The organism is Enterovirga sp. GCM10030262 (assembly GCF_042666435.1).
Taxonomy (GTDB): Bacteria; Pseudomonadota; Alphaproteobacteria; order Sphingomonadales; family Sphingomonadaceae; genus Allosphingosinicella.
Genome location: NZ_JBHTDC010000001.1, coordinates 1,277,260 through 1,297,874 on the forward strand (window position 1 = coordinate 1,277,260; position 20,615 = coordinate 1,297,874).

The following is a 20,615-nucleotide window of genomic DNA, read 5'->3' on the forward strand; positions in this document are numbered from 1 at the left end:
GCGCATCCCTGTCCAGCAATCCGCCGCGACCCTGTCAGACGCGGAACTGGACAATCCGGCCGCCCTGCGCGTGGCAGGTGAAGCCCTCGCGGTCGATATCGTAGCGGCGACCGCCCCAGCGGCCATAATCATAGTCCGGCACGTCGATCCGGCCACGCACCCGGAAGGTGGCGTAATCGCGGCGATCGACGTCGGTGATGGTCACGCGATGGCCGTAGCGTCGCGCTTCGCGGCCGCAGGCATTGACCGCGGCACGGGCACCGCCGCGGCGATAGCCCTGATTATAGCCGCGTCCGTAATAGCCGCGGTTATAATAGCCATCGTTGCCGTCAAGCGCGTCGATGGCGAGCGCCACACCGCCCAGGATCGCGACGCCGGCGGCGACGTCGCCGAGATCGATGTCGTCGTCGCGGTCATAATAGCCGCGATCATAATATTGCGCCTGAGCCGGCGATGCGGCGGCGAGGGCGGCCACGCCGACCGCGGCGGCGCCGGTCATGACTTTGAAAAGCTTCTTCATGGCAACCTCCTTTTCGTCCTGACCGCATCACAACGGCCATACCGGCCCTTTTCTACCAAGGCCGCTCTGACCCGAGGCTGAACCTCCCGTCGCCGGCTGTTCAGGAAAAGTGGCCGCCGCGCGGCCCACTTACGTGGCGCGGGCAGCGCTTTTCTGGAGGCCGGCGGCGGGTTTTCCATTCCTGCACGGCCAAACGAAAGCAGGCGGGATCGAATCACGGAAGCGGCGGGGAAAGGGGCTTATTTCCTTGGGAATTCGCGCATGCCTCGCTATATAATCGGCATGGCAACTTCTCCTGAAAAAAACGCTTACGGCGCCGAGTCCATCAAGGTGCTGAAAGGTCTCGACGCGGTCCGCAAACGGCCGGGAATGTATATCGGCGACACCGACGACGGCTCGGGCCTCCACCACATGGTGTTCGAGGTGTCCGACAATGCGATCGACGAGGCTTTGGCGGGGCATTGCGACCTCATCCAGATCACGCTCAATCCCGACGGATCGGTCTCGGTCGAGGATAATGGCCGCGGCATCCCGACCGGGATCCATGCCGGCGAAGGCGTCTCGGCGGCCGAGGTCATCATGACCCAGCTCCATGCCGGCGGTAAGTTCGAGAACACGTCCGACGACAATGCCTACAAGGTTTCCGGCGGCCTTCACGGCGTCGGCGTCTCGGTGGTCAATGCCCTTTCGGAATGGCTGGACCTCAACATCTGGCGCGACGGCGAGGAGCATTATATGCGCTTCCGCCTCGGCGACGCCGTGGCGCCGCTGAAGGTCGTCGGCCCGTCCAACGGCAAGAATGGCACCCGCGTCACCTTCCTGCCCTCGCCCAGCACGTTCAAGATCACCGACTTCGATTTCGAGAAGCTGGAGCACCGCTATCGCGAGCTCGCTTTCCTCAATTCGGGCGTCCGCCTGTTGCTGGTCGATGCGCGCCACGAAGAGCCCAAGGAGGTCGAGCTTTTCTACGAAGGCGGGATCGCCGCCTTCGTCCGCTATCTCGACCGCGCCAAGACGCCGCTCTTCCCCGATCCGATCGCCATCCACGGCCAGCGCGACGATATCGGCATCGACATCGCGCTCGAATGGAACGATTCCTATTACGAGAACGTCCTCGCCTTCACCAACAACATCCCCCAGCGCGACGGCGGCACCCACATGGCGGCGTTCCGCGCCGCTCTGACCCGCACCCTCAACAATTATGCCGACAAGTCCGGCCTGTTGAAGAAGGAAAAGGTCACGCTCACGGGCGACGACATGCGCGAGGGCCTGACCGCGATCGTCTCGGTGAAGCTGCCCGATCCCAAATTCAGCTCGCAGACCAAGGACAAATTGGTCTCGTCCGAAGTCCGCCAGCCGATGGAAGCCCTGATGGCCGACAAATTGGCCGACTGGCTGGAGGAGAATCCCGCCCACGCCCGCGCCATCGTCGGCAAGATCATCGACGCCGCCGCCGCCCGCGAGGCCGCCAAGAAGGCGCGCGAGCTGACCCGGCGCAAGGGCGTGATGGATATCGCTTCGCTGCCCGGCAAGCTCGCCGACTGCCAGGAGCGCGACCCCGCCAAATGCGAATTATTCCTGGTCGAGGGCGACAGCGCCGGCGGCTCGGCCAAGCAGGGCCGCGACCGCAAGGTCCAGGCCATCCTCCCGCTGAAGGGCAAGATCCTCAACGTCGAGCGCGCTCGCTTCGACCGGATGATCTCTTCCAAGGAGGTCGGCACCCTCATCCAGGCGATGGGCACCGGCATTCTCGACGAATTCAATCTCGAGAAACTGCGCTATCACAAGATCGTCATCATGACCGACGCCGACGTCGACGGCGCCCACATCCGGACGCTCCTGCTGACCTTCTTCTATCGCCACATGCGGCCGATCATCGAAGCCGGCCACCTCTACATCGCCCAGCCGCCGCTCTACAAAGTCGCCAAGGGCCGCTCCGAAGTCTATCTGAAGGACGACGCGCGGCTCGACGATTATCTGGTCGATGCCGGCATCGGCGCGATGGTGCTGGAAAGCGCCCAGGGTCCGCGCTCCGGCGACGACCTGCGCAGCCTCGCCGACCATGCCCGCCGCTTCCGCACCCTGATGCGCTACGTTCCGCGACGCTACGACCCCGCCATCATCGAGGCGCTGGCGCTGACCGGCGCGCTCGATCCGGACCTGCGCGCCGGCGAGCGCGGCGAGGCCGTGGCGAGGGCGGCCGCCTGGCTTCAGGCCGGGGACGCCGAGGCGACCTGGGAGGCGCATGCGAACGAGGGCGGCGATTACGTCCTGCAACGCCTGTGGCGGGGCGTCACCGACCACCATGTCGTGGACCACAAGTTCCTGGTCAGCGCCGAAGCCCGCAAACTCCACGCTCTGGCGATGGAGCAGGCCGATTCCTACGCCAGCCAGTCGCGCCTGGTGACGCTGAAGGCTGGCGCCAAGGCGGAGGCAACGGAGTCCGGAGTGGCGGAGGATTCGGACTCCGAGGAAGAAACCGCGACCCCCGCCAAGGGCGTGCTCGTCCGCCGCCCCTCGGAGCTTCTCGATGCGATCCTCGCCGCCGGGCGCAAGGGCCTCTCGATCCAGCGCTACAAGGGGCTGGGCGAGATGAACGCCGAGCAGCTCTGGGAAACCACCCTCGACCCCGAGAATCGCAGCCTGCTGCAGGTGGAAGTCGCCCAGGCCGACATCGCGGACGAGATATTCACCCGGCTGATGGGCGACGTGGTCGAGCCGCGGCGCGAGTTCATCCAGGAGAATGCGCTGAACGTCGCCAATCTGGACGTTTGAAGGCGGCGCTTATTGCGTCTGGAGGGACGGCATAAGCTTGAGGACCTCCTCCACCGGCAGCGCCTCGATCCGGCCCCGATGCCCCGCCATCGCCTCGGCCTGGAACAGCGAATTGAGCACCGCTTCCTCCGTCGCCTCGACCGTCGCCTGGAAGAGCGGCGAGACGATGTCGTTGGGGGCTTTCGGATAGGCGCTCACCGCGCCACGCCGTTCGGGCGTCCGTCGCACGCCTTGGTGGGTGGAGAAGGCGACGGCATAATCGCCCGAGCCATTGGTGATGGGGGAGCCGGTGCGGGCGATGCCGAGGAAGGCGCGGCGGGCGAGGCGTTCGAGGTTGCGGTCGGAGAGCGGGGCGTCGGTGGCGACGACGACGATCACCGAGCCGTCGCCGCTCGCCGACGAGAGCTCATCCTTCAGATAATAGCGCCCGAGCGCTTCGCCGACGCGCGAGCCGTCGACGATGAGCGCGCCGCCATAATTGCTCTGCACCAACACCCCTATCGTCCAGCCGCCGCGATGCGCGGGCAGTCGGCGCGAGCTGGTTCCGATGCCGCCTTTCCAGCCGAAGGCGATGGTGCCGGTGCCGGCGCCGACCGCGCCCTCAGCCACCGGGCCTTCGCGCGCCGCCTCGATGGCGGCGACGGCATCGGCCTTGGTGACGCGGCGGGCACGGATGTCGTTGAGCCAGCCGTCATTGGTCTCGCCGACAACGGCATTGACCGAGCGCGCCTCCTCGTTGCCCGGCCGGGCAAGGGTCCATTCGATCGCGCCGGCCGCCGCCTCGGGAACCGAAAGCGTATTGGTGAGGAGGATCGGAGTCTCGATCTCGCCGAGCTCCATGATCTGGGTCGAGCCCATGAACTTGCCATAGCCATTGGCGACCGCGAAGCCGGCGGGGACCTTGTCCTGGTAGAGATTGCCGCCGTGCGGCAGCACCGCCGTCACGCCCGTGCGCACCGCCGCTCCCTCGATCAAAGTGACATGGCCGACCTCGACGCCCGCGACGTCGGTGATGGCGTTGAGCGGCCCTGGGGCGAGTATGCCGATCCTGATTCCGGCTTCGCGCGCCCGGGGGCGTTCGGCGGCGGCGGCGGCGGAGGCGGCGGTCACGGCGAGCGCCGACAGGGCGGAGAGGCGGAATGCGAAGGACATCGCCTTCGTCTGCCAGCGCCGCGAAGACATGACAACGGCACCGCCTTCCTCATCCATCGGCGCGCGCGAGTATCTCCTCGGCGACGCGGTGCGTGCGTTCGTTGTCGACGTCGATGGCGAGGCGGCCGTCGGTGACGAGCATCGGCTTGATGCGGACGCGGAAGCGGCGGGAGATGTGGCGGAACATGCCGTGGATCGTCTCGAGCCCGAAGCGGAAACGGATGAGGTTCATCACCCCGAACGCCTTGACGATCCGTCCCGGCCTTTTGGCGAACTGGCCGCCCTCGCGGAAGCTCTCGGTCGCGCGCAGCGCCTGTTCGCTCCCCAGCCAGAACAGGTTGCAGTTGGAATAACCGCCGCCGCGCACTTCGTAGAAGCGGCGCTGGCCGTCGGGATGGGCGGCGAGGATGTCTGTTTTCTCGGCGACCACGACGATCGCGTCCGCCTCCCCCTTCGCGCCCTCGGCGATGAGGTCGTGAAGCACGTCGCCGGTCATCAGCACATTGTCTGCGGTGGTGATGATGAGCGGGAAGCCGGAGACCTGGCTCGCGGCGACGATGCTGTCGACGATCTGGTATCGCGCCTCGACCGGAGTCAGACGGCCGGCGGCATGCAGGCGCGCAACGGTCGGCTCGTCGGCCACGGCCGCGAAATCCTCGACCGACAGGAACAAATCGACCTCCGGGCAGGCCTCGGCGGCGGTCCTGAGGACGCGCCCCACCATCGCCTCTCCGCGCACCGGGACCAGACATTTATGGGTGACGCCGGCGGCCTCGGCGAGCGGGTCGAGCGTGGCCGAACGGCGTCCGGCGAGAACCAGTATCTTGGTGGTCATAGGCCCCAGGTCATTCCGCGACCGCCTAGGCGGCGCGATTGCCGATCGCCTTGTGGCGCCGGCGCTGGACCGACGAACCGATCCCCAGCGCCTCGCGATACTTGGCGACGGTGCGCCGCGCAATATCGAACCCCCTGGCGCGGAGCAGGTCGACCAGTTGGTCGTCGGACAGGATGGCGCGGACATCCTCCGCCGCGATCAGGGTCTTGATGTGGCTCTTCACCGCCTCGGCCGAGACGGCGTCGCCGCCGTCGGCGCTCTGGATGCCGCTGGTGAAGAAATATTTGAGCTCGTAGAGACCGCGGTCGCAGGACAGATATTTGTTCGACGTGACCCGGCTGACGGTCGATTCGTGCATGCCGATCGCCTCGGCGACGGTGCGCAGGGTGAGCGGGCGGAGGTGCGCGACGCCGCGCCGGAAGAAAGCGTCCTGCTGCTTCACGATCTCCGTCGACACCTTGACGATGGTCCGCGCCCGCTGGTCCAGCGCCTTCAACAGCCAGTTGGCGCTGGCGAGGCATTCGGACAGCCACGCTTTCGATTGCTTGTCCTGCGCGCCGCCCGAAAGCTCGGTATAATAGCTGCGGTTGACGAGGAGGCGCGGCAGGGTCGCGCCATTGAGCTCGATCGCCCAGCCATGGCCGCGGCGGGCGACGAACACGTCGGGCACGATCGCATCGACGCGCTCGCTTTGGCCGAACCGGCAGCCGGGCTTGGGATCGTAGGCGCGCAGTTCGCGCACCATGTCGCCCAGATCCTCGTCGTCGACGCCGCAGATCCGCCGCAACGCGGCGAAATTGCCTGTCGCGAGATAATCGAGATTGTCGATCAGCCGCGCCATCGCCGGATCGTAGCGGTCGGCGTCCTTCGCCTGGAGCGCGAGGCATTCGGCGAGCGAGCGGGCGCCGACGCCGGCGGGGTCGAAGCCCTGGATGACGGCGAGCACCCGCTCGACATCCGCGAGTGGCACGCCGAGGCGCTGCGCCAGTTCCAGCACGGGGGCGAGAAAATAGCCGGTTTCGTCGATCTGCTCGATCAGCCGGCCCGCGACGATCAGGTCGGTGCCGGCGAGGCAGGCGCCGGCCTGGGCGAGCAAATGCTCGTGGAGCGAAATATCCTCGCTGGCGAAGCTGTCATAATCGGGCGCCTCGCCGGAGGCCGATCCGCCCCCGCCCAACCCTTCGAGGCCGAGGCCGCCGTCGAGGCCGCGCATGCTGTCGGCGGCGCTGTCCTGATGAAAATCCTCGCTGTCATAGTTGACGTCGAGGGGCGCGTCGCGCTCGGCGTCGCCGGACTGGACGAGCAGGTCGATGGTCTCGGCCTGCTCGCCATCCTGCGACACGGTCTCCAGCTCGGTGGACTCGCCATCGGCTGCCTCGTCGCCGCCGCCGCTGTCGAGCAGCGGGTTCTTCTCCAGCTCCTCGGCGATGAAGCCCTCGATTTCCAGGTTGGACAGCGCCAGCAGCCTGATCGCCTGCTGGAGCTGCGGCGTCATCACCAGCGACTGGCTCTGGCGCAGATCGAGGCGGGGACCCAGACCCATGGCTACAAGGCGAAGCTCTCGCCGAGATAGAGGCGGCGGACATTCTCGTCCGCGACCAGGGCTCCGGGGTTGCCGGCGAACAGGACCTGGCCATCGTAGATGATCGCCGCGCGATCGACGAGGTCGAGCGTCTCGCGCACATTGTGGTCGGTGATGAGGACGCCGATGTCGCGTTTCTTGAGCTCCAAGACGAGGTCGCGGATATCGGCGATCGAGATGGGGTCGATGCCCGCGAACGGCTCGTCGAGCAGCATGATCGACGGATCGGCCGCGAGCGCGCGGGCGATCTCGCAGCGCCGCCGCTCGCCGCCCGACAGCGCCATCGCCGGGGCGTCGCGCAGCCGCTCAATGTGGAACTCGCCGAGCAATTGCTCGAGCCGGGCCTCGCGCACCTTGCGGTCGGGCTCGGCCACTTCGAGCACCGCCATGATGTTCTGGCTGACGGTGAGGCCGCGGAAGATCGAGGTCTCCTGCGGCAGATAGCCGAGGCCAAGAATGGCCCGGCGGTACATGGGAAGGCCGGTAATGTCGTCGCCATCGAGCAGGATGCGGCCGCTGTCGGGCTTCACCAGCCCCATGATCGAATAGAAGCAGGTCGTCTTGCCGGCGCCGTTGGGGCCGAGCAGGCCGACCACCTCGCCGCGCTCGACGTGGAGCGACACGTCCGACAGCACCACCTTCTTGTCGTAGGATTTGGCGATCGAGATCACCGAAAGGCCGCGATCGACATGCGCGATCGCCGCCTCGTCCTCCGGCCTGTCGAGAAGTGCCGTATCGTTCATGCCTGCTCCGCCTCCCACGGCTCCAACTTAAGGCACCCGAACCGCCGGCTCAACTGGCAAGATTCATGCATGGCTTAAAAAAGGCGGGCGCGCGGCGCCGCTGCAACAGTCAGCCGGCGGCGACAAAGGTCCGCCGATCAAGGGTTTAATCGTTGCGCTGGGGAACAGTGAAGGTGCCGGTGACGCGGCCGTCCTCGCCGCTGGTCGTGCCGGGGGCGGCGCCGGCGGCGCTGCCGTCCATCACCGCGCGGCCGGTGTCGAGATCGAGCACCAGTCGGCCGCCGCGCACCTGCGAGGCGCCGCGGGTCAACGTGACGCCGCCGAGCATGGTGATGACCCGATTGTTGAGATCGTAGATGGCGAACTGGCCGCGCGCCGTTTCCGACGGGCTGCGTACGGTGACGCCGCCGCTCGCATCTATCCGCTGAATCTCGATGCCGCCCGTATCCGCATACGCCACCGTCAGCCGCGCCGCGTCGAGGTTGAGATCGCCCTGGCGGACCTGAACATTACCCGAGAAGATCGCCCGGTCGGCGCGGTCCTGGACTTCGATACGGTCGGCCGCGACGTCGACGGGGGCGTTGGTATTGTGCCCGCGCAGGGCCGAGGTGGCGTCCTGACCCAAAGCCGGCTGGCTTCCCACCAGCGCCAGGGCAAGCGCGCCCGCGCCGACCAGTTTCGCGAAATCCCTCATCGCGCTCATCTGATGCCGCCTTGCACGATATGCAAGCGGGCGTTGCCGCTCAGCGTCACCGTCCTGTCCGAGATGTCGGCGACGAGCCGGTTCGCGGAAAAGCGGCCGAGCGGCATCCGGCCCTCGACGCGATCGTCGCTCACGATCGTCCGGCTGTTGAGGTCGACCGCGACGTCGCTTGTCTCGAGCCGGTACCCGTCGGCGGCGGTGAGCAGAATCGGGCCGATCACGTTTACCGTCTCGGTCTCCAGATTGTAGCGGCCCTTGTCGGCACTGATCGTCGCCGGGCCGCTTTCGAGACCGATCCGGGCGCTCATGCCGAGCACGTCGACGATCGGGTCGCGCGAGGTCGCCTGCACGGCCGAGCGGGCTTCGATCGTGAACGGCCGGCCCCGGTCGTCCTGGCCCCGATAGAGAGCCGTCTGGACACGCATCCGCTCCTTGGCGAGGGCGACCTTGTTCTTGTCGAGGATGAAGCTGATCTCGCGCCCGCTGCTGAGCGGCGCCAAGGCGAGATAGGCCATCAGCACGCCGATCAGCACCGGGAGGGCGAGCTTCAGCAGCCGCACGACCCGGTCGTGGGCGCCGCCGGGCGCGGCCCAGCCCTGCTTGCGGACTCGTTCGCGCTCGGCGAGCTCAGACATGGGCGAAGATGTCGACCTCGGGCCAGCCGGCGAGATCGAGCAGCGCGCGATGGGGCAGGAAATCGAAGCAGGCCTGGGCCAGTCGCATCCGCCCCTCGCGCTCCAGCCGCTCGTCGAGCTTCTCCTTGAGGCCATGGAGATAACGGACGTCGGACGCGGCATAATCCTTCTGCGCGTCGCTCAGCTCGGGCGCGCCCCAGTCCGAGGTCTGCTGCTGCTTGGAAATCTCCTGGCCGAGCAGTTCGCGCACCAGCTCCTTGAGGCCGTGCCGGTCGGTATAGGTGCGGATCAGCCGCGACGCCGTCTTGGTGCAGTAAACGGGCTCCGCCATCACGCCCAGATAGGCGCGGATCGAGGCGAGGTCGAAGCGGGCGAAATGATAGAGTTTGAGCCGCGCCGGATCGGCGAGCACGGCCTTGAGGTTGGGGGCCGCATAGTCGCTGCGCGGCGCGAAGCGGACGAGATGCTCGTCGCCGCGGCCGTCGGCGATCTGGACGAGGCAGAGCCGGTCGCGGCCCAGCTGAAGCCCCATCGTCTCGGTATCGACGGCGACGGGTCCCGGGGCGAGCGCGCCCTCCGGCAGATCTTCTTCATGGAAATAGATGGTCATTCGCTTCGCATAGGCGAAAGGCCCTGGCGGCTCAATCCGGGGTTGCGCCTTCGCGGCCGGCGCGGGCTTGATCGGAGCGCCGGAGCCCGTAACAGGGGCGATACCGCCAAACAGGGGAACGGATTCATGCCCAGTGGTCTTGCCGCCTTGCTCGACGATGTCGCGGCCATCGCCAAGCTCGCCGCGGCCTCGATCGACGATGTCGGCGCCGCGGCGGGACGCGCCGGCATGAAGGCGGCGGGCGTGGTGGTCGACGATACCGCGGTCACGCCCCGCTACGTCACTGGCTTCACCCCCGACCGCGAACTGCCGATCATCGCCAGAATCGCCAAGGGGTCGATCCGCAACAAGCTTCTCATCATCCTGCCGGTGGCGCTGGCGCTGAGCGCCCTTTTGCCCTGGGCGATCACGCCCCTGCTCATGCTGGGCGGCGCCTATCTCTGCTACGAGGGGGCCGAGAAGGTGTGGGAGGCGCTGTCGGGAGCGAAGCATGATCTCGCCGAGGAGGCGGCCGAGCTCAACAGCCCCGAACATGAGAGCAGGATGGTGTCGGGCGCGGTCCGGACCGACTTCATCCTGTCCGCCGAGATCATGGCCATCGCCCTCGCCGAGGTCGCGAGCGAGCCTTTCCTGACGCGCGCCCTGATCCTGGCGGTGGTGGCGGTGGCCATCACCATCGGCGTCTACGGCGCCGTCGGTCTGATCGTGAAGATGGACGATATCGGCCTCCGCCTGGCGGCGCGGCGCGAAGGCGCCGCGCGCGCGCTGGGCCGCGGCCTCGTCCACGCGATGCCGAAGCTGATGGCGGGGCTGTCGACGATCGGCATCGCGGCGATGATCTGGGTCGGGGGCGGCATCATCGTCCACGGGCTGGAAACATTCGGCATGACCGCGGTCGCGCATGTCATCCACGATCTGGCGGCCGGGGCGGGCCACGCTCTGCCGGCGGTCGGCGGCACGGTGGAATGGATTGTCGGCGCGGCCGGAGCGGGCATCGTCGGATTGGCGATCGGCGCCCCCATCGTCGCCGTCCACCACAAGCTGGCGCACCGCCATTGACGGGAGCACGACCGGTGTCGAAAGCCCCTCGCTAGCATCGGAAATTTAGGCTATAGGAGTCGCTGGTGCGCCGATTTTCGCGCCAGAGGCCGTTTGCGCTTTAAGCCCAGCGCGGTGGTTCTAACAGGGTTTCGGGCGCGGGAAAGTTATAGACGGCATGAGTTTCGACAAAGGACGCCGCGGCGATCGCGGCGGGCGCGGCAGAGATAAGCGCGACGGTTTCGGCGACGACAGTTTCGGCAGCAGCAGTTACGGCGGCGATCGCGGCGGCTACGGCGGCGGCGACCGATTCGGCGGTGGCGGTGACCGCTTCGGCGGCGGCGGCGGCGGCGGCTACGGCGGCGGCGACCGATTCGGCGGTGGCGGTGGTGGCGGCGGTTACCGTGGCGGCGGTGGTGGCGGCGGCGGCTTCGGCAGCCCCCGCGGCGGCGGCATGCCCCCGCAGGTCGTCGGCGAAGGCAAGGGCGTCGTCAAATTCTTCAACGCCCAGAAGGGCTTCGGATTCGTCGTCCGCGACGATGGCGGCGAGGACGTGTTCGTGCACATCTCAGCGGTCGAGCAAGCAGGCCTCACCGGCCTCGCCGAAGGCCAGCCGCTCGAATTCACCCTCGTCGATCGGGGCGGCCGCGTCTCGGCGACCGACCTCAAGATCGAGGGCGATCCGCTTCCGGTCGAGGATCGTGGCCCTCCGCGCGAGCGCGAGGGCGGCTTCGGCGGCGGTAGCGGCGCGGGCGGACCGCAGCGCCAGCTGACCGGCGAGAAGGCCTCGGGCACCGTCAAGTTCTTCAACGCGATGAAGGGCTTCGGCTTCATCAGCCGCGATGATGGACAGCCCGACGCCTTCGTCCACATCTCGGCCGTCGAGCGTGCTGGCATGGTGAGCCTCAACGAGGGCGACCGGCTCGAGTTCGAGCTGGAAGTCGACCGCCGCGGCAAGACGGCGGCGGTAAACCTGACGCCGGTCCAGTAGGTTTTCGGCTAACGGACAGGCCGGTTCGCGCTCCCGGCGCGGGCCGGCCTGTTGTTCGCCCCGTACGGGAGAATGGCATGCGGCCGCTGATACTTGTCCTGCCGCTGGCGGCGCTCCTTCTCGCCGCCGCCAATCCGGACGATCCCGCCATGGCGGACGCGCAGTGCCTGCTGGCGCTTGGCCAGCTTGGGTCGGCCGAGGATGAAGCGGCGCGGCAGGCGGGGATGATGGGCGCCCAATATTATCTGGGGCGGCTCGACGGACGCGCGGTCGCGGACCTTGAGGGACTTCTCCGGCGGGCCGCCGCGGCCATGAAAGCCGAGGAGCTTGGCCCGACGCTCCAGCGCTGCGGCGCGCTCATGCAGGAACGCGGGCAAGCGCTCCAGGCGATCGGCGACCGCATGACCAAGGACGGCGCGGCGCAATAACCGCCGTCGCGGCGGTTCAGGCCGCCTTTCCGATCGTCAGCGACGCGTGGCCACGGCTGAAGCCGCCGATGCCGCGCGCGCTCGCCTCCGCGAGCGGGAGCGCCGCGCCGCAAAAGCCGCATTCGGCCGAGACGCGCCCCACATACCAATGGGTCCGGCCGCAGCCCGGGCAATGGTTGATCTCATTCTCGCGATAGACGGCGTGATAGCCCCGTCCCAGGGGGTTGTGCGGGAAGCTCTCGCCCCTCTTCTCGATCATGGCTCTCAACATGTCGTCTTCCCTTTCGTCGCTGGACAGCAGGATCGGCGATTCGACGATCGCGAGAATCCGCTCATTCCGGGCGCGTGTCATCGGGCGAATTTCCGCCGTTCCGAAAGGAGACGCATTCCCGAACCAGGTTAAGACGCGACGGGAACGGGATTTTCGGCCGGCGGCGCTCCGGGCGCGGCGATCCACAGGTCGGCGACCAGCCGCCAGCCCTCCGCCCTTTTCTGCCAGATGCGCGCGTAATGGCCCCAGCGCGGCGCCTCGTCCCTCATCCAGCGAACCTCGCCATAGGTGAAGGCCATGTCGCCCGCGCTGGAAGCGACGCCGCCGAGCGCGCGCAACGTCGCCGTCGCCGGCCGCCACTCCAGCTCGGCGATCTGATGCGAACGCCCGACCTCGCTCCCTTCCGGCGAGCCCGCGGCAAGCCCGTCCTCGGCGAGATATGCGAGATGCGCCGCCCCGATGTCGGTGGCCGCCCGCGCCGCGAGGTCCGTCTCCAGCGGCGCGATCTCCGCGAGCGCCCGTTCGGCCGAACCCGCCGCCGCTGTCGACCCCGCCAGATAGCGAACCGGCGTCTCCGGCCCCTCGACTATCTTCTCCCTGAGAGCCGGCCCGCCGTCGTAGATCCATTTCCAGCGCCCGTCGGGCTGCTTGCGCCAGACGGTGAAGTAGCGCACCGGCCGATTGACGCCCCCGGTGGTGAAGCCGAGATCGCCGGACCTCGCGATGCCGGCCCAGAGCGGCCACCAGTGCAGAGGATCATCTCCGGGCGCGTCGTCCGGGGCTGCCTCGAGCGTGGTCCGCGCCGCCACCGGCCCCGGCTGGAACAGCATCCCGTCGGGCGCCGCGAAGGCGAGGAAGCCTCGCTTGAAGCCGGTATCGCGAACCGCGGCGGCAAAATCGCGCTCGGCCTCGACCACGGGTTCGGGGGAAGGCCGTTCGGCATGAACGGGGGCGGCGGCGAGCGCGAGCGCGGCACCCAAAGAGAGCAGAAACGGATTCATGGCGGCGGACCTTCATCGACGAAAACCGGCACCGGCTAAGGCAGGCCGCGCGCCCGGGTCGAGCCCGGTTTCTGCCAAGGCCCGCCTATCGCCGACAAACGGCCCACCCATACGACGAATGCGCGAATCCGCAGCTTGCGCGCCCCGCCGCGTTGTTGCACCGTCTTGCCGTCCTACCTCACCTGCACATGCGCCGTCCTGGCGCCGGGAGACTTTCATGATCAAAGGCATCGCCGCTCTTTCCCTCCTCCTGCTGTCCACGACCGCGCTGGCGCAGGACAAGGACGCGAAGAAATGGGATGTCGCCGCGCCGCCGATGAAGAGCCGGTCGGTGCCGATCAACGTGTCCGAAGGCACCTGGATGAACCTTGACGTCAGCCCCGACGGCCGCACCATCGCCTTCGACCTGCTGGGCGACATCTACACGATCCCGATCGCCGGCGGCCGCGCCACGCGCATTTCCGCCGGGCTCCCGTTCGAAATGCAGCCCCGCTTCTCGCCCGACGGCACGAAGATCGCCTTCACCTCGGATCGTGGCGGAGGCGACAATATCTGGATCATGGACGTCGACGGGTCGGACAAGCGCCAGCTCACCAAGGAGAGCTTCACCCTCCTCAACAACCCGACCTGGAGCCCGGACGGGAAATATATCGCCGCGCGCAAGCATTTCACCACCCAGCGCTCGGCCGGCACGGGCGAGGTCTGGCTGTACCATGTCGCCGGCGGCGGCGGCGTGTCGCTGGTCGAGCGACCCAATCCGCAGCACCAGAAGGAACTGGGCGAGCCGATGTTCACCCCGGACGGCGAAGGCGTCTATTTCACGCTGGACACCACCCCGGGCGGCACTTTCGAATATGCGCAGAATTCCAACGACCAAGTGTTCGCCATCGAGCGCTACGATATCGATACGGGCGAGCGCACGACCGTCGCCGCCGGCCCGGGCGGCGCCGTCCGGCCGACTCCCTCGCCGGACGGCAAGTGGCTCGCCTTCGTCAAGCGCGAGCGCGCCAAGTCGAAGCTCTACATCAAGGATCTGCGGTCCGGCGTGGAGCGCAAGATATATGACGATCTCGATCAGGACATGCAGGAGACCTGGGCGATCACCGGCCTCTATCCCAACATGGACTGGACGCCGGACAGCCGCTCGATCGTCTTCTGGGCCGGCGGCAAGATCCGGCGCATCGATGCCGACGGTTCCGGCGTAGCGGACATCCCGTTCCAGGTTTCCGACAGCCGCGACGTGATCGATCCCCCGCGCCCGCAGGTCGATGTCTATAGCGAGACCTTCACGACCCGGATGCCGCGCTTCGCCTCATTGTCTCCGGACGGCCGTCAGGTGGTGTTCGCCAGCCTCGGACGGCTCTACGTCAAGGACGTGAGCGGCGGCGCGGCGCGGCCGCTGACCGCTCAGGACGGCGATTTCCAGCTTTACCCCAGCTGGTCGCGCGACGGCTCGCGCATCGCCTTCGTCAGCTGGAACGACCAGCGGCTGGGTGAAATCCGCACCGTCGGCGCCGACGGCAGCGGCATGGCGACCGTCACGACGGTGCCGGGCCATTATCGCCGTCCGCGCTTCTCGCCCGACGGACGCACCATCGTGTTCGAGCGCGGCGGCGGCGGCTATCTGACCTCCAACGCCTGGTCGGACGATCAGGGCGTGTTCCGGGTCCCCGCCGCCGGTGGGGAAGCGACGCGTCTCACGACCGAAGGCGGCAACCCGCATTTCGGCGCGGCGTCGGACCGCATCTTCATGGAAGTGCGCGAGGACCGGAAACTGAAGCTCGCCAGCGTCGACTGGAACGGCCACGACAAGCGCATCCACGCCGAGGGAGATATGGCGGTCGGCTACGAAGTCTCGCCGACCGGCGACTACATCGCCTTCCGCGAAAATTACAACGCGTTCGTCACGCCCTTCTTCGGGGGCGCCGAGACGATCGAGGTGGGCGCCAAGGCGACCCAGCTTCCCGTCACCCGGGTCAGCGGCGACGGCGGCCAGTATCTCCACTGGGGCGCCGGCGGCCGCACCCTCGCCTGGAGCCTCGGCCCAATCCTCTATTCGGCCGACGCCGCGACCGTGATCCGCGCCGGCGACGACGCCAAGTTCACCGCGCCCAAGACCGGCGTCTCGCTCGCCATGCCGGTGGCGTCGGACAAGCCCGACGGCCTGGTCGCGCTGACCGGCGCCCGGATCATCACGATGGGCGACGAGAATGGCGGCGTCATCGAGGACGGCGTCGTGCTGATCGAGGACAACCGCATCAAGGCGGTCGGCGCGCGCGGGTCGGTGACCATCCCCGCCGGCACGAGCGAGGTCGATCTCGCCGGCAAGACCATCGTGCCGGGCTTCATCGACGCCCACGCCCATGGCAGCCAGGGCGAGGACGACCTCATCCCGCAGCAGAATTGGGAGCAGCTCGCCCATCTCGCCTTCGGCGTCACCACCGTCCACGATCCGTCCAACACCGCCAGCGAGATTTTCGCGGCGGGCGAGATGCAGCGGGCCGGCGTGATCCTGTCTCCCCGCATCTTCTCGTCGGGCGAAATCGTCTATGGCGCCAAGTCGCCTGGCCGCTACGCCGTCATCGACAATTATGAAGATGCGCTGGCGCATGTGCACCGGCTCAAGGTGCAGGGCGCCCATTCGATCAAGAATTACAACCAGCCGCGCCGCGACCAGCGCCAGCAGGTCGTCGCCGCGGGCAAGGCCGAAGGCATCGCGGTCGTCGCCGAAGGCGGGTCGCAATTCGCCATGGACATGACGATCATCGCCGACGGCAACACGACGCTGGAGCACAATATCCCGCAGGCGATGCTCTATGAGGACGTGCTGAGCTTCTTCGGCCAGACCGACGTCGGCTACACGCCCACGCTCGGCGTCACCTATGGCGGCATGGGCGGCGAGCCCTATTGGATCCAGGAAAGCCAGGTGTGGAAGCACCCGCTCCTCACCCAGCATGTCCCCGCCCACATCCTCAATCCCGAACTGGTCCGCGTCACCACCGCGCCGGAAGAGGATTATGTCGACCAGGTCAGCGCCCGCACCGCGGACATGCTGTCCGAACGCGGCGTCCCGGTCAGCATCGGCGGCCATGGCCAGCAACAGGGCATCGCCGCCCATTGGGACATGTGGTCGTTCGTCCGCGGCGGGATGACCCCGCTGGAAGCGTTGCAGGCCGCCACCATCACCCCGGCCAGGGCGCTGGGTTTGAACGGCATCGGCTCGATCGAGCCCGGCAAGCTCGCCGACCTCGTCATTCTCAACTCCGATCCCCTGGCCGACATCCAGAATACCGACGACATCGCCAAGGTGATGCTCAACGGCCGTCTCTACGATGCCGCCACGCTCGACGAGGAAGTTACTGGCACACGGACGCTCCAGCCTTATTATTGGGAGAAGTGAGGCACGGATCCCCCCTCCCGGCCGGGAGGGGGGACGCCTGCCGGCAGCCGCAAGGCGGCGCTAGGAATTCGGTAAGGCCTTTGGTGCATGGTGCCCGATATCGGGGGGTGGCGCTTATGGGCATGTATCGGAGGAATCTCGCGCTGGCCGGAGATCTGGTCGCGCGAACGCAGCCGCGGCTGGCCGAGCAGCGCTCCGAGCCCCGGCATGACGATGTCGTCCAGCGCGCCGTCATCACCTTTCGCGGCCAGGAATATCTGGTGCCGGTGGTCAACATCTCGTCGCGCGGGACGATGGTCGAGAGCGAGATCATGCCCCGCATCGGCGAATCGATCAGCATCCAGTTCGAGCATTGCACGCGGATGCAGGCCTTCGTCCGCTGGATCCGCGACGGCCGCCTCGGCCTCAATTTCGGGCACGAGATCATCCTCGGCGGCTAGGCGGATTCCCTCATGTTCCTGACCAAGATCGCGGCCGGCGCGGATGTCGAGCCCCGCCGCCGGGAAACCCGGCTCGCCGTATCGGCAGAAGTCGCCCTGCGCGCGTTCGGCGCCGCGGGTGTCGAGGCGCGCCTGCTCAACCTATCGAGCCACGGCTTCATGGCGGAAACCGCCGCCGAGATGGCGGTCGGCGCGCGCGTCTGGCTGACTTTGCCGGATGGAAGCCGCGCCAGCGCGCTCGTCATCTGGGTGCGCGACGGCCGGCTGGGCGGCAAGTTCGCCGAGCCGATCGACCCGCTGGTCATGTTTCAGGCGCTGGGGCGCAAAGCCTCGTCCGGCGCCAATCCGTTCCTCAACGCCGGCCCAAAGCCGTCAGTACGCTCGGCACGATCCCGCTCACCATCCGCTTGATTCCCTGGAAATTGGGATGGACGCCGTCGCCCAGCAGCAGCCGGCGGTCGCCGACCACATTGGCGAGGAAGAAGGGATAGAGATCGGCGCCATATTTGCCGGCAAGGTCGGGAAAGATGCGGTTGAACGCGGCGCCATATTCCGGCCCGAGATTGGGCGCGGCGATCATCCCGGCGATGAGCACCCTGATACCACGCCGCCGCAGCTCGGCGACGATCGCCTCCATGTCGGCGCGCGTCTGGCGGGGCGGCAGCCCGCGCAGCATGTCGTTGCCGCCCAAAGCGACGATGGCCAGATCGGGCTCCTCGTCGAGGCCGTCGAGGGTCCAGGCCAGCCGCGCCCGGCCGGCGGACGCGGTATCGCCGGAAACACCGCCGTCGGTGACGAAGGCGCGAATGCCGTTACGCCTCAGCGCATCCTCCAGCTGCGGCGCGAAACCCTGGCCCTGGGGAAGCCCGTAGCCGGCGGTGAGGCTGTCGCCGAAAGCCAAGATGTGAACGTCCTCGGCCGCCGCCGGCGCCGCCCAGGCCAGGAAAGCCAGCATGATGGCATGGACAAAGCGGCGCCAGTCGCCATATGCCACCCGTAACGACATCCGGATTCCCTTTCCCTTCATGACCATTCCCTACGTCATCGACGCGTCGAATGTCACTCTGTCGCTTGGGCATTCCGCGGCCCGGGTCGATATATTGCGCGGCATCGACCTCCAGGTCGCGAAAGGCGAAAGCGTCGCTTTGCTGGGACCGTCCGGATCGGGCAAATCGTCGCTGATGGCGGTGCTCTCCGGACTGGAGCGCGCGACCTCCGGCATCATCCGCGTCGCCGACGCCGACTTCACCGCGCTCGACGAGGACGGCCTCGCCCGCGCCCGCCGCGGCCGGATCGGCATCGTTCTCCAGGCCTTCCATCTGCTGCCGACGATGACCGCGCATGAGAATGTCGCCGTCCCGCTGGAGCTGGCCGGCGTCGACGACGCGTTCCCGATCGCCGCCGCCGAGCTGGAAGCGGTCGGCCTCGGCCACCGCCTGACCCATTATCCGGCGCAGCTTTCGGGCGGTGAGCAGCAGCGCGTCGCCATCGCCCGCGCCACCGCGCCCAAGCCCGAACTGATCTTCGCCGACGAGCCGACCGGCAATCTCGACGCCGGGACCGGCCACACCATCCTCGATCTGCTGTTCGCCCGGCAGACCGACACCGGCGCGACCCTTTTGGTCATCACCCACGATCCGGCGCTCGCCGCCCGCTGCCACCGCATCCTGGAGATGCAGGACGGGCGCATCGTTTCGGACAGGCGCACGGACTGATCGGAAGGTCCCTGGCCGCGTCGCGCGGGGGGGCGGCGACGCGGCCGATGCGATGCGCGGAGCACAGGGCATCAGTCCCGAAAGGGGTGGACCGCGATGCGTAACGCGCCTTGTGGGAAAGGGTTGCCGCGACGAAACAACTTGTCGCTTACTGTTGCTCCAAAGCCTCAGCGATGAGCCTGCGGCTGTTGTCGACGCCATAAAGCGCGATGAAGCTGCCCATGCGCGGACCCTGGCTGGTGCCGAGCAACGTCTCGTAGAGCGTCCGGAACCAGTCGCGCAGATTCTCCTTTCCGAAGAATGCCTTGCCCACTTCGAAGACGATATCCTGGAGTGCCTCGGCGGTCGGTTCGGGGGGGAGCGCGGCGAGCCGGCCATCAAGGTCGCGCAGCGCCTCGGCCTCCTTTTCGTCGGGAGCCCGGCGCTCCAGCGAATCCTTCACGAAATCGCGGAAGTACGCGACGGCATGGCCGATCAGCGCGTCGAGCTCCGGATGGGTCTCCGGCGAGGCATCGGGGGCGTAGCGCCGGACGAACGCCCAAAGCAGGGCCTTGTCCTCGGTCAACGCGACTCCGACCAGGTTCAGCAGCAGCGCGAAGGTGAGCGGCATCCGCGCCGGCGGCACGTCGCCGGCATGGACATGGTGGACCGGGTTGCCGAGCCTCTTGTCCCAAGGCTGGTCGGGATAGGCCGCGAGGAATTGCTGATATTCGTCGACCGCCTTGGGAATGATGCCGAACGACAATTGCTTGGCGCGCTTGGGCTCGCGGTAGATGTAGAAAGCGAGGCTCTCCTCGGGCGCATAGGTCAGCCACTCGTCGATGGTGACGCCATTGCCCTTCGACTTGGAGATCTTCTCGCCATTCTCGTCAAGGAAGAGTTCGTAGTTGAAGCCCTCCGGCGGACGCGCGCCGAGCACCCGGGCGATCTTCGAGCTTTGGGTGACCGAATCGATCAGGTCCTTGCCCGACATCTCATAATCGACGCCGAGCGCGACCCAGCGCATCGCCCAGTCGACCTTCCACTGGAGCTTGGCGCCGCCCGCCAGGATCGACTGCTCGACGCTCTCGCCCGATGCCGGATCGGTGTAGCGGATGAGTCCCGCCTCGGCGTCCACCACCTCCACCGCGACCTGGAGCACCTTGCCGTCGACCTGGCTGATCGGCAGCACCGGCGAATAGCTCTTGCGCCGCTCCTCGCGCAAAGTGGGGAGCATGACGGCCTGGATGTCGTCATATTTGCGAAGCACCTGCCTCAGGCTCTCGTCAAAACGCCCGGAGCGATAGCCATCGGACGAGGCCATGAATTCATAGTCGAAGCCGAACCGGTCGAGAAACTGGCGCAGCAAATTGTTATTGTGGTCGGCATAGCTTTCGTGGCCGCAGCCGAACGGGTCCGGCACCCTGGACAGCGGCTGGTCGAGATGCTCGTGCATCATGTCCTGGCGCGGCACCCCCGGCGGCACCTTGCGCATCCCGTCCATGTCGTCCGAAAAAGCGATCAGCCGCGTCGGCCAATCGACCATCTCGGTCAGCGCGTGACGCACCATCAACGTCCGCGCCACTTCCTGGAAGGTGCCGAGATGCGGCAGGCCCGACGGTCCGTAGCCGGTCTCGAACAGGATCGCCTTGTCCCCCGGCCCGTCCGGATAGCGCTTCAGAAGCTTGCGCGCCTCCTCATAAGGCCAGGCCTTGGAAACGAGCGCGGCGGCGCGGAGGTCGGCGGGGATCGGAGATGTGGTCATGCCTTGCCTCTGCCGCCTGGGACCGCCGGGCG

Annotated in this window: 20 protein-coding genes; 8 read left to right on the forward strand and 12 right to left on the reverse strand. The window is 67.5% G+C overall.

What is annotated here, in order from left to right; translation table 11 throughout:
- Window positions 1-34 precede the first annotated feature (34 nt).
- The gene (locus ACFQRC_RS06215) at window positions 35-520 is read right to left on the reverse strand and encodes a hypothetical protein (protein WP_379958986.1); all 486 of its coding nucleotides are present in this window, start codon (window positions 518-520) and stop codon (window positions 35-37) included.
- A 261-nt stretch (window positions 521-781) separates the two neighbouring features.
- Here ACFQRC_RS06215 and gyrB point away from each other — a divergent pair, with 261 nt between their 5' ends.
- The gene (gene gyrB / locus ACFQRC_RS06220; protein ID WP_379958989.1) at window positions 782-3,295 is read left to right on the forward strand and encodes a DNA topoisomerase (ATP-hydrolyzing) subunit B; all 2,514 of its coding nucleotides are present in this window, start codon (window positions 782-784) and stop codon (window positions 3,293-3,295) included.
- Between the two features lie 9 nt (window positions 3,296-3,304).
- Here gyrB and ACFQRC_RS06225 read toward each other — a convergent pair whose 3' ends face one another.
- The 7 genes from ACFQRC_RS06225 to ACFQRC_RS06255 form a co-directional block, all read right to left on the reverse strand.
- A complete protein-coding gene (locus ACFQRC_RS06225) occupies window positions 3,305-4,447 on the reverse strand; it encodes a P1 family peptidase (protein ID WP_379958992.1) in 1,143 nt (380 codons plus the stop codon).
- Window positions 4,448-4,496: 49 nt separating this feature from the next.
- Window positions 4,497-5,282 (reverse strand): NTP transferase domain-containing protein, encoded by a 786-nt coding sequence (locus ACFQRC_RS06230; RefSeq protein WP_379958995.1) that lies wholly within the window; start codon window positions 5,280-5,282, stop codon window positions 4,497-4,499.
- A 25-nt stretch (window positions 5,283-5,307) separates the two neighbouring features.
- Window positions 5,308-6,825: an RNA polymerase factor sigma-54 gene (gene rpoN, locus ACFQRC_RS06235; protein ID WP_379958998.1), complete on the reverse strand. Its 1,518-nt coding sequence runs from the start codon at window positions 6,823-6,825 to the stop codon at window positions 5,308-5,310.
- Window positions 6,826-6,827: 2 nt separating this feature from the next.
- The gene (gene lptB, locus ACFQRC_RS06240; RefSeq protein ID WP_379959000.1) at window positions 6,828-7,607 is read right to left on the reverse strand and encodes an LPS export ABC transporter ATP-binding protein; all 780 of its coding nucleotides are present in this window, start codon (window positions 7,605-7,607) and stop codon (window positions 6,828-6,830) included.
- A 145-nt stretch (window positions 7,608-7,752) separates the two neighbouring features.
- Entirely contained in the window at window positions 7,753-8,310 is a 558-nt protein-coding gene (locus tag ACFQRC_RS06245) for an LptA/OstA family protein (protein WP_379959003.1), read from the reverse strand.
- Complete coding sequence (lptC, locus tag ACFQRC_RS06250) at window positions 8,307-8,945, reverse strand: LPS export ABC transporter periplasmic protein LptC (protein ID WP_379959006.1); 639 nt, start codon at window positions 8,943-8,945, stop codon at window positions 8,307-8,309. Before lptC ends, ACFQRC_RS06245 begins: the two co-directional genes overlap by 4 nt.
- Window positions 8,938-9,555 carry a ribonuclease D gene (locus ACFQRC_RS06255; protein WP_379959008.1) on the reverse strand — a complete coding sequence of 206 codons (618 nt, stop codon included), beginning with the start codon at window positions 9,553-9,555 and terminating at the stop codon, window positions 8,938-8,940. Before ACFQRC_RS06255 ends, lptC begins: the two co-directional genes overlap by 8 nt.
- A gap of 126 nt (window positions 9,556-9,681) precedes the next feature.
- Between ACFQRC_RS06255 and ACFQRC_RS06260 the strand changes: the two genes are divergently transcribed.
- The 3 genes from ACFQRC_RS06260 (at window position 9,682) to ACFQRC_RS06270 (ending at window position 12,012) form a co-directional block, all read left to right on the forward strand.
- Window positions 9,682-10,614: a DUF808 domain-containing protein gene (locus ACFQRC_RS06260; protein ID WP_379959011.1), complete on the forward strand. Its 933-nt coding sequence runs from the start codon at window positions 9,682-9,684 to the stop codon at window positions 10,612-10,614.
- 157 nt (window positions 10,615-10,771) lie between these two features.
- Window positions 10,772-11,584: a cold-shock protein gene (locus ACFQRC_RS06265; protein WP_379959014.1), complete on the forward strand. Its 813-nt coding sequence runs from the start codon at window positions 10,772-10,774 to the stop codon at window positions 11,582-11,584.
- A gap of 77 nt (window positions 11,585-11,661) precedes the next feature.
- The gene (locus tag ACFQRC_RS06270; RefSeq protein WP_379959017.1) at window positions 11,662-12,012 is read left to right on the forward strand and encodes a hypothetical protein; all 351 of its coding nucleotides are present in this window, start codon (window positions 11,662-11,664) and stop codon (window positions 12,010-12,012) included.
- A 16-nt stretch (window positions 12,013-12,028) separates the two neighbouring features.
- Here the strand turns inward: ACFQRC_RS06270 and ACFQRC_RS06275 are convergent, their stop codons facing one another.
- Together ACFQRC_RS06275 and ACFQRC_RS06280 are read right to left on the reverse strand one after the other, a co-directional pair.
- Entirely contained in the window at window positions 12,029-12,364 is a 336-nt protein-coding gene (locus tag ACFQRC_RS06275) for a hypothetical protein (protein WP_379959019.1), read from the reverse strand.
- 47 nt (window positions 12,365-12,411) lie between these two features.
- Window positions 12,412-13,284 carry a DUF4440 domain-containing protein gene (locus tag ACFQRC_RS06280; RefSeq protein WP_379959022.1) on the reverse strand — a complete coding sequence of 291 codons (873 nt, stop codon included), beginning with the start codon at window positions 13,282-13,284 and terminating at the stop codon, window positions 12,412-12,414.
- Window positions 13,285-13,501: 217 nt separating this feature from the next.
- On the opposite strand from ACFQRC_RS06280, the gene ACFQRC_RS06285 reads away from it, so the two are divergent.
- From ACFQRC_RS06285 to ACFQRC_RS06295, 3 genes are all read left to right on the forward strand, one after another.
- Complete coding sequence (locus ACFQRC_RS06285; protein WP_379959024.1) at window positions 13,502-16,684, forward strand: amidohydrolase family protein; 3,183 nt, start codon at window positions 13,502-13,504, stop codon at window positions 16,682-16,684.
- 116 nt (window positions 16,685-16,800) lie between these two features.
- Window positions 16,801-17,124 carry a PilZ domain-containing protein gene (locus tag ACFQRC_RS06290; RefSeq protein WP_379959026.1) on the forward strand — a complete coding sequence of 108 codons (324 nt, stop codon included), beginning with the start codon at window positions 16,801-16,803 and terminating at the stop codon, window positions 17,122-17,124.
- Window positions 17,125-17,136: 12 nt separating this feature from the next.
- A complete protein-coding gene (locus tag ACFQRC_RS06295; RefSeq protein WP_379959029.1) occupies window positions 17,137-17,535 on the forward strand; it encodes a PilZ domain-containing protein in 399 nt (132 codons plus the stop codon).
- Here the strand turns inward: ACFQRC_RS06295 and ACFQRC_RS06300 are convergent.
- Window positions 17,477-18,130 (reverse strand): arylesterase, encoded by a 654-nt coding sequence (locus ACFQRC_RS06300; RefSeq protein ID WP_379959031.1) that lies wholly within the window; start codon window positions 18,128-18,130, stop codon window positions 17,477-17,479. The two genes, ACFQRC_RS06295 and ACFQRC_RS06300, sit on opposite strands and share 59 nt — an antisense overlap.
- Window positions 18,131-18,149: 19 nt before the next feature.
- Between ACFQRC_RS06300 and ACFQRC_RS06305 the strand changes: the two genes are divergently transcribed.
- A complete protein-coding gene (locus ACFQRC_RS06305) occupies window positions 18,150-18,839 on the forward strand; it encodes an ABC transporter ATP-binding protein (RefSeq protein ID WP_379959033.1) in 690 nt (229 codons plus the stop codon).
- Window positions 18,840-18,987: 148 nt separating this feature from the next.
- Here the strand turns inward: ACFQRC_RS06305 and ACFQRC_RS06310 are convergent, their stop codons facing one another.
- The gene (locus tag ACFQRC_RS06310; protein ID WP_379959035.1) at window positions 18,988-20,583 is read right to left on the reverse strand and encodes a lysine--tRNA ligase; all 1,596 of its coding nucleotides are present in this window, start codon (window positions 20,581-20,583) and stop codon (window positions 18,988-18,990) included.
- Between the last annotated feature and the right edge of the window lie 32 nt (window positions 20,584-20,615).

Bases quoted from the DNA above. Each gene is read 5' to 3' on its own strand.
- ACFQRC_RS06225 (WP_379958992.1), bottom strand. From the start codon at position 4,447: ATGTCCTTCGCATTCCGCCTCTCCGCCCTGTCGGCGCTCGCCGTGACC.
- ACFQRC_RS06255 (WP_379959008.1), bottom strand. From the start codon at position 9,555: ATGACCATCTATTTCCATGAAGAAGATCTGCCGGAGGGCGCGCTCGCC.
- ACFQRC_RS06270 (WP_379959017.1), top strand. From the start codon at position 11,662: ATGCGGCCGCTGATACTTGTCCTGCCGCTGGCGGCGCTCCTTCTCGCC.
- ACFQRC_RS06260 (WP_379959011.1), top strand. From the start codon at position 9,682: ATGCCCAGTGGTCTTGCCGCCTTGCTCGACGATGTCGCGGCCATCGCC.
- ACFQRC_RS06305 (WP_379959033.1), top strand. From the start codon at position 18,150: ATGACCATTCCCTACGTCATCGACGCGTCGAATGTCACTCTGTCGCTT.
- ACFQRC_RS06300 (WP_379959031.1), bottom strand. From the start codon at position 18,130: ATGTCGTTACGGGTGGCATATGGCGACTGGCGCCGCTTTGTCCATGCC.
- ACFQRC_RS06285 (WP_379959024.1), top strand. From the start codon at position 13,502: ATGATCAAAGGCATCGCCGCTCTTTCCCTCCTCCTGCTGTCCACGACC.
- ACFQRC_RS06245 (WP_379959003.1), bottom strand. From the start codon at position 8,310: ATGAGCGCGATGAGGGATTTCGCGAAACTGGTCGGCGCGGGCGCGCTT.
- ACFQRC_RS06280 (WP_379959022.1), bottom strand. From the start codon at position 13,284: ATGAATCCGTTTCTGCTCTCTTTGGGTGCCGCGCTCGCGCTCGCCGCC.
- ACFQRC_RS06295 (WP_379959029.1), top strand. From the start codon at position 17,137: ATGTTCCTGACCAAGATCGCGGCCGGCGCGGATGTCGAGCCCCGCCGC.
- rpoN (WP_379958998.1), bottom strand. From the start codon at position 6,825: ATGGGTCTGGGTCCCCGCCTCGATCTGCGCCAGAGCCAGTCGCTGGTG.
- ACFQRC_RS06265 (WP_379959014.1), top strand. From the start codon at position 10,772: ATGAGTTTCGACAAAGGACGCCGCGGCGATCGCGGCGGGCGCGGCAGA.
- gyrB (WP_379958989.1), top strand. From the start codon at position 782: ATGCCTCGCTATATAATCGGCATGGCAACTTCTCCTGAAAAAAACGCT.
- lptC (WP_379959006.1), bottom strand. From the start codon at position 8,945: ATGTCTGAGCTCGCCGAGCGCGAACGAGTCCGCAAGCAGGGCTGGGCC.
- ACFQRC_RS06290 (WP_379959026.1), top strand. From the start codon at position 16,801: ATGGGCATGTATCGGAGGAATCTCGCGCTGGCCGGAGATCTGGTCGCG.
- lptB (WP_379959000.1), bottom strand. From the start codon at position 7,607: ATGAACGATACGGCACTTCTCGACAGGCCGGAGGACGAGGCGGCGATC.
- ACFQRC_RS06275 (WP_379959019.1), bottom strand. From the start codon at position 12,364: ATGACACGCGCCCGGAATGAGCGGATTCTCGCGATCGTCGAATCGCCG.
- ACFQRC_RS06215 (WP_379958986.1), bottom strand. From the start codon at position 520: ATGAAGAAGCTTTTCAAAGTCATGACCGGCGCCGCCGCGGTCGGCGTG.
- ACFQRC_RS06310 (WP_379959035.1), bottom strand. From the start codon at position 20,583: ATGACCACATCTCCGATCCCCGCCGACCTCCGCGCCGCCGCGCTCGTT.
- ACFQRC_RS06230 (WP_379958995.1), bottom strand. From the start codon at position 5,282: ATGACCACCAAGATACTGGTTCTCGCCGGACGCCGTTCGGCCACGCTC.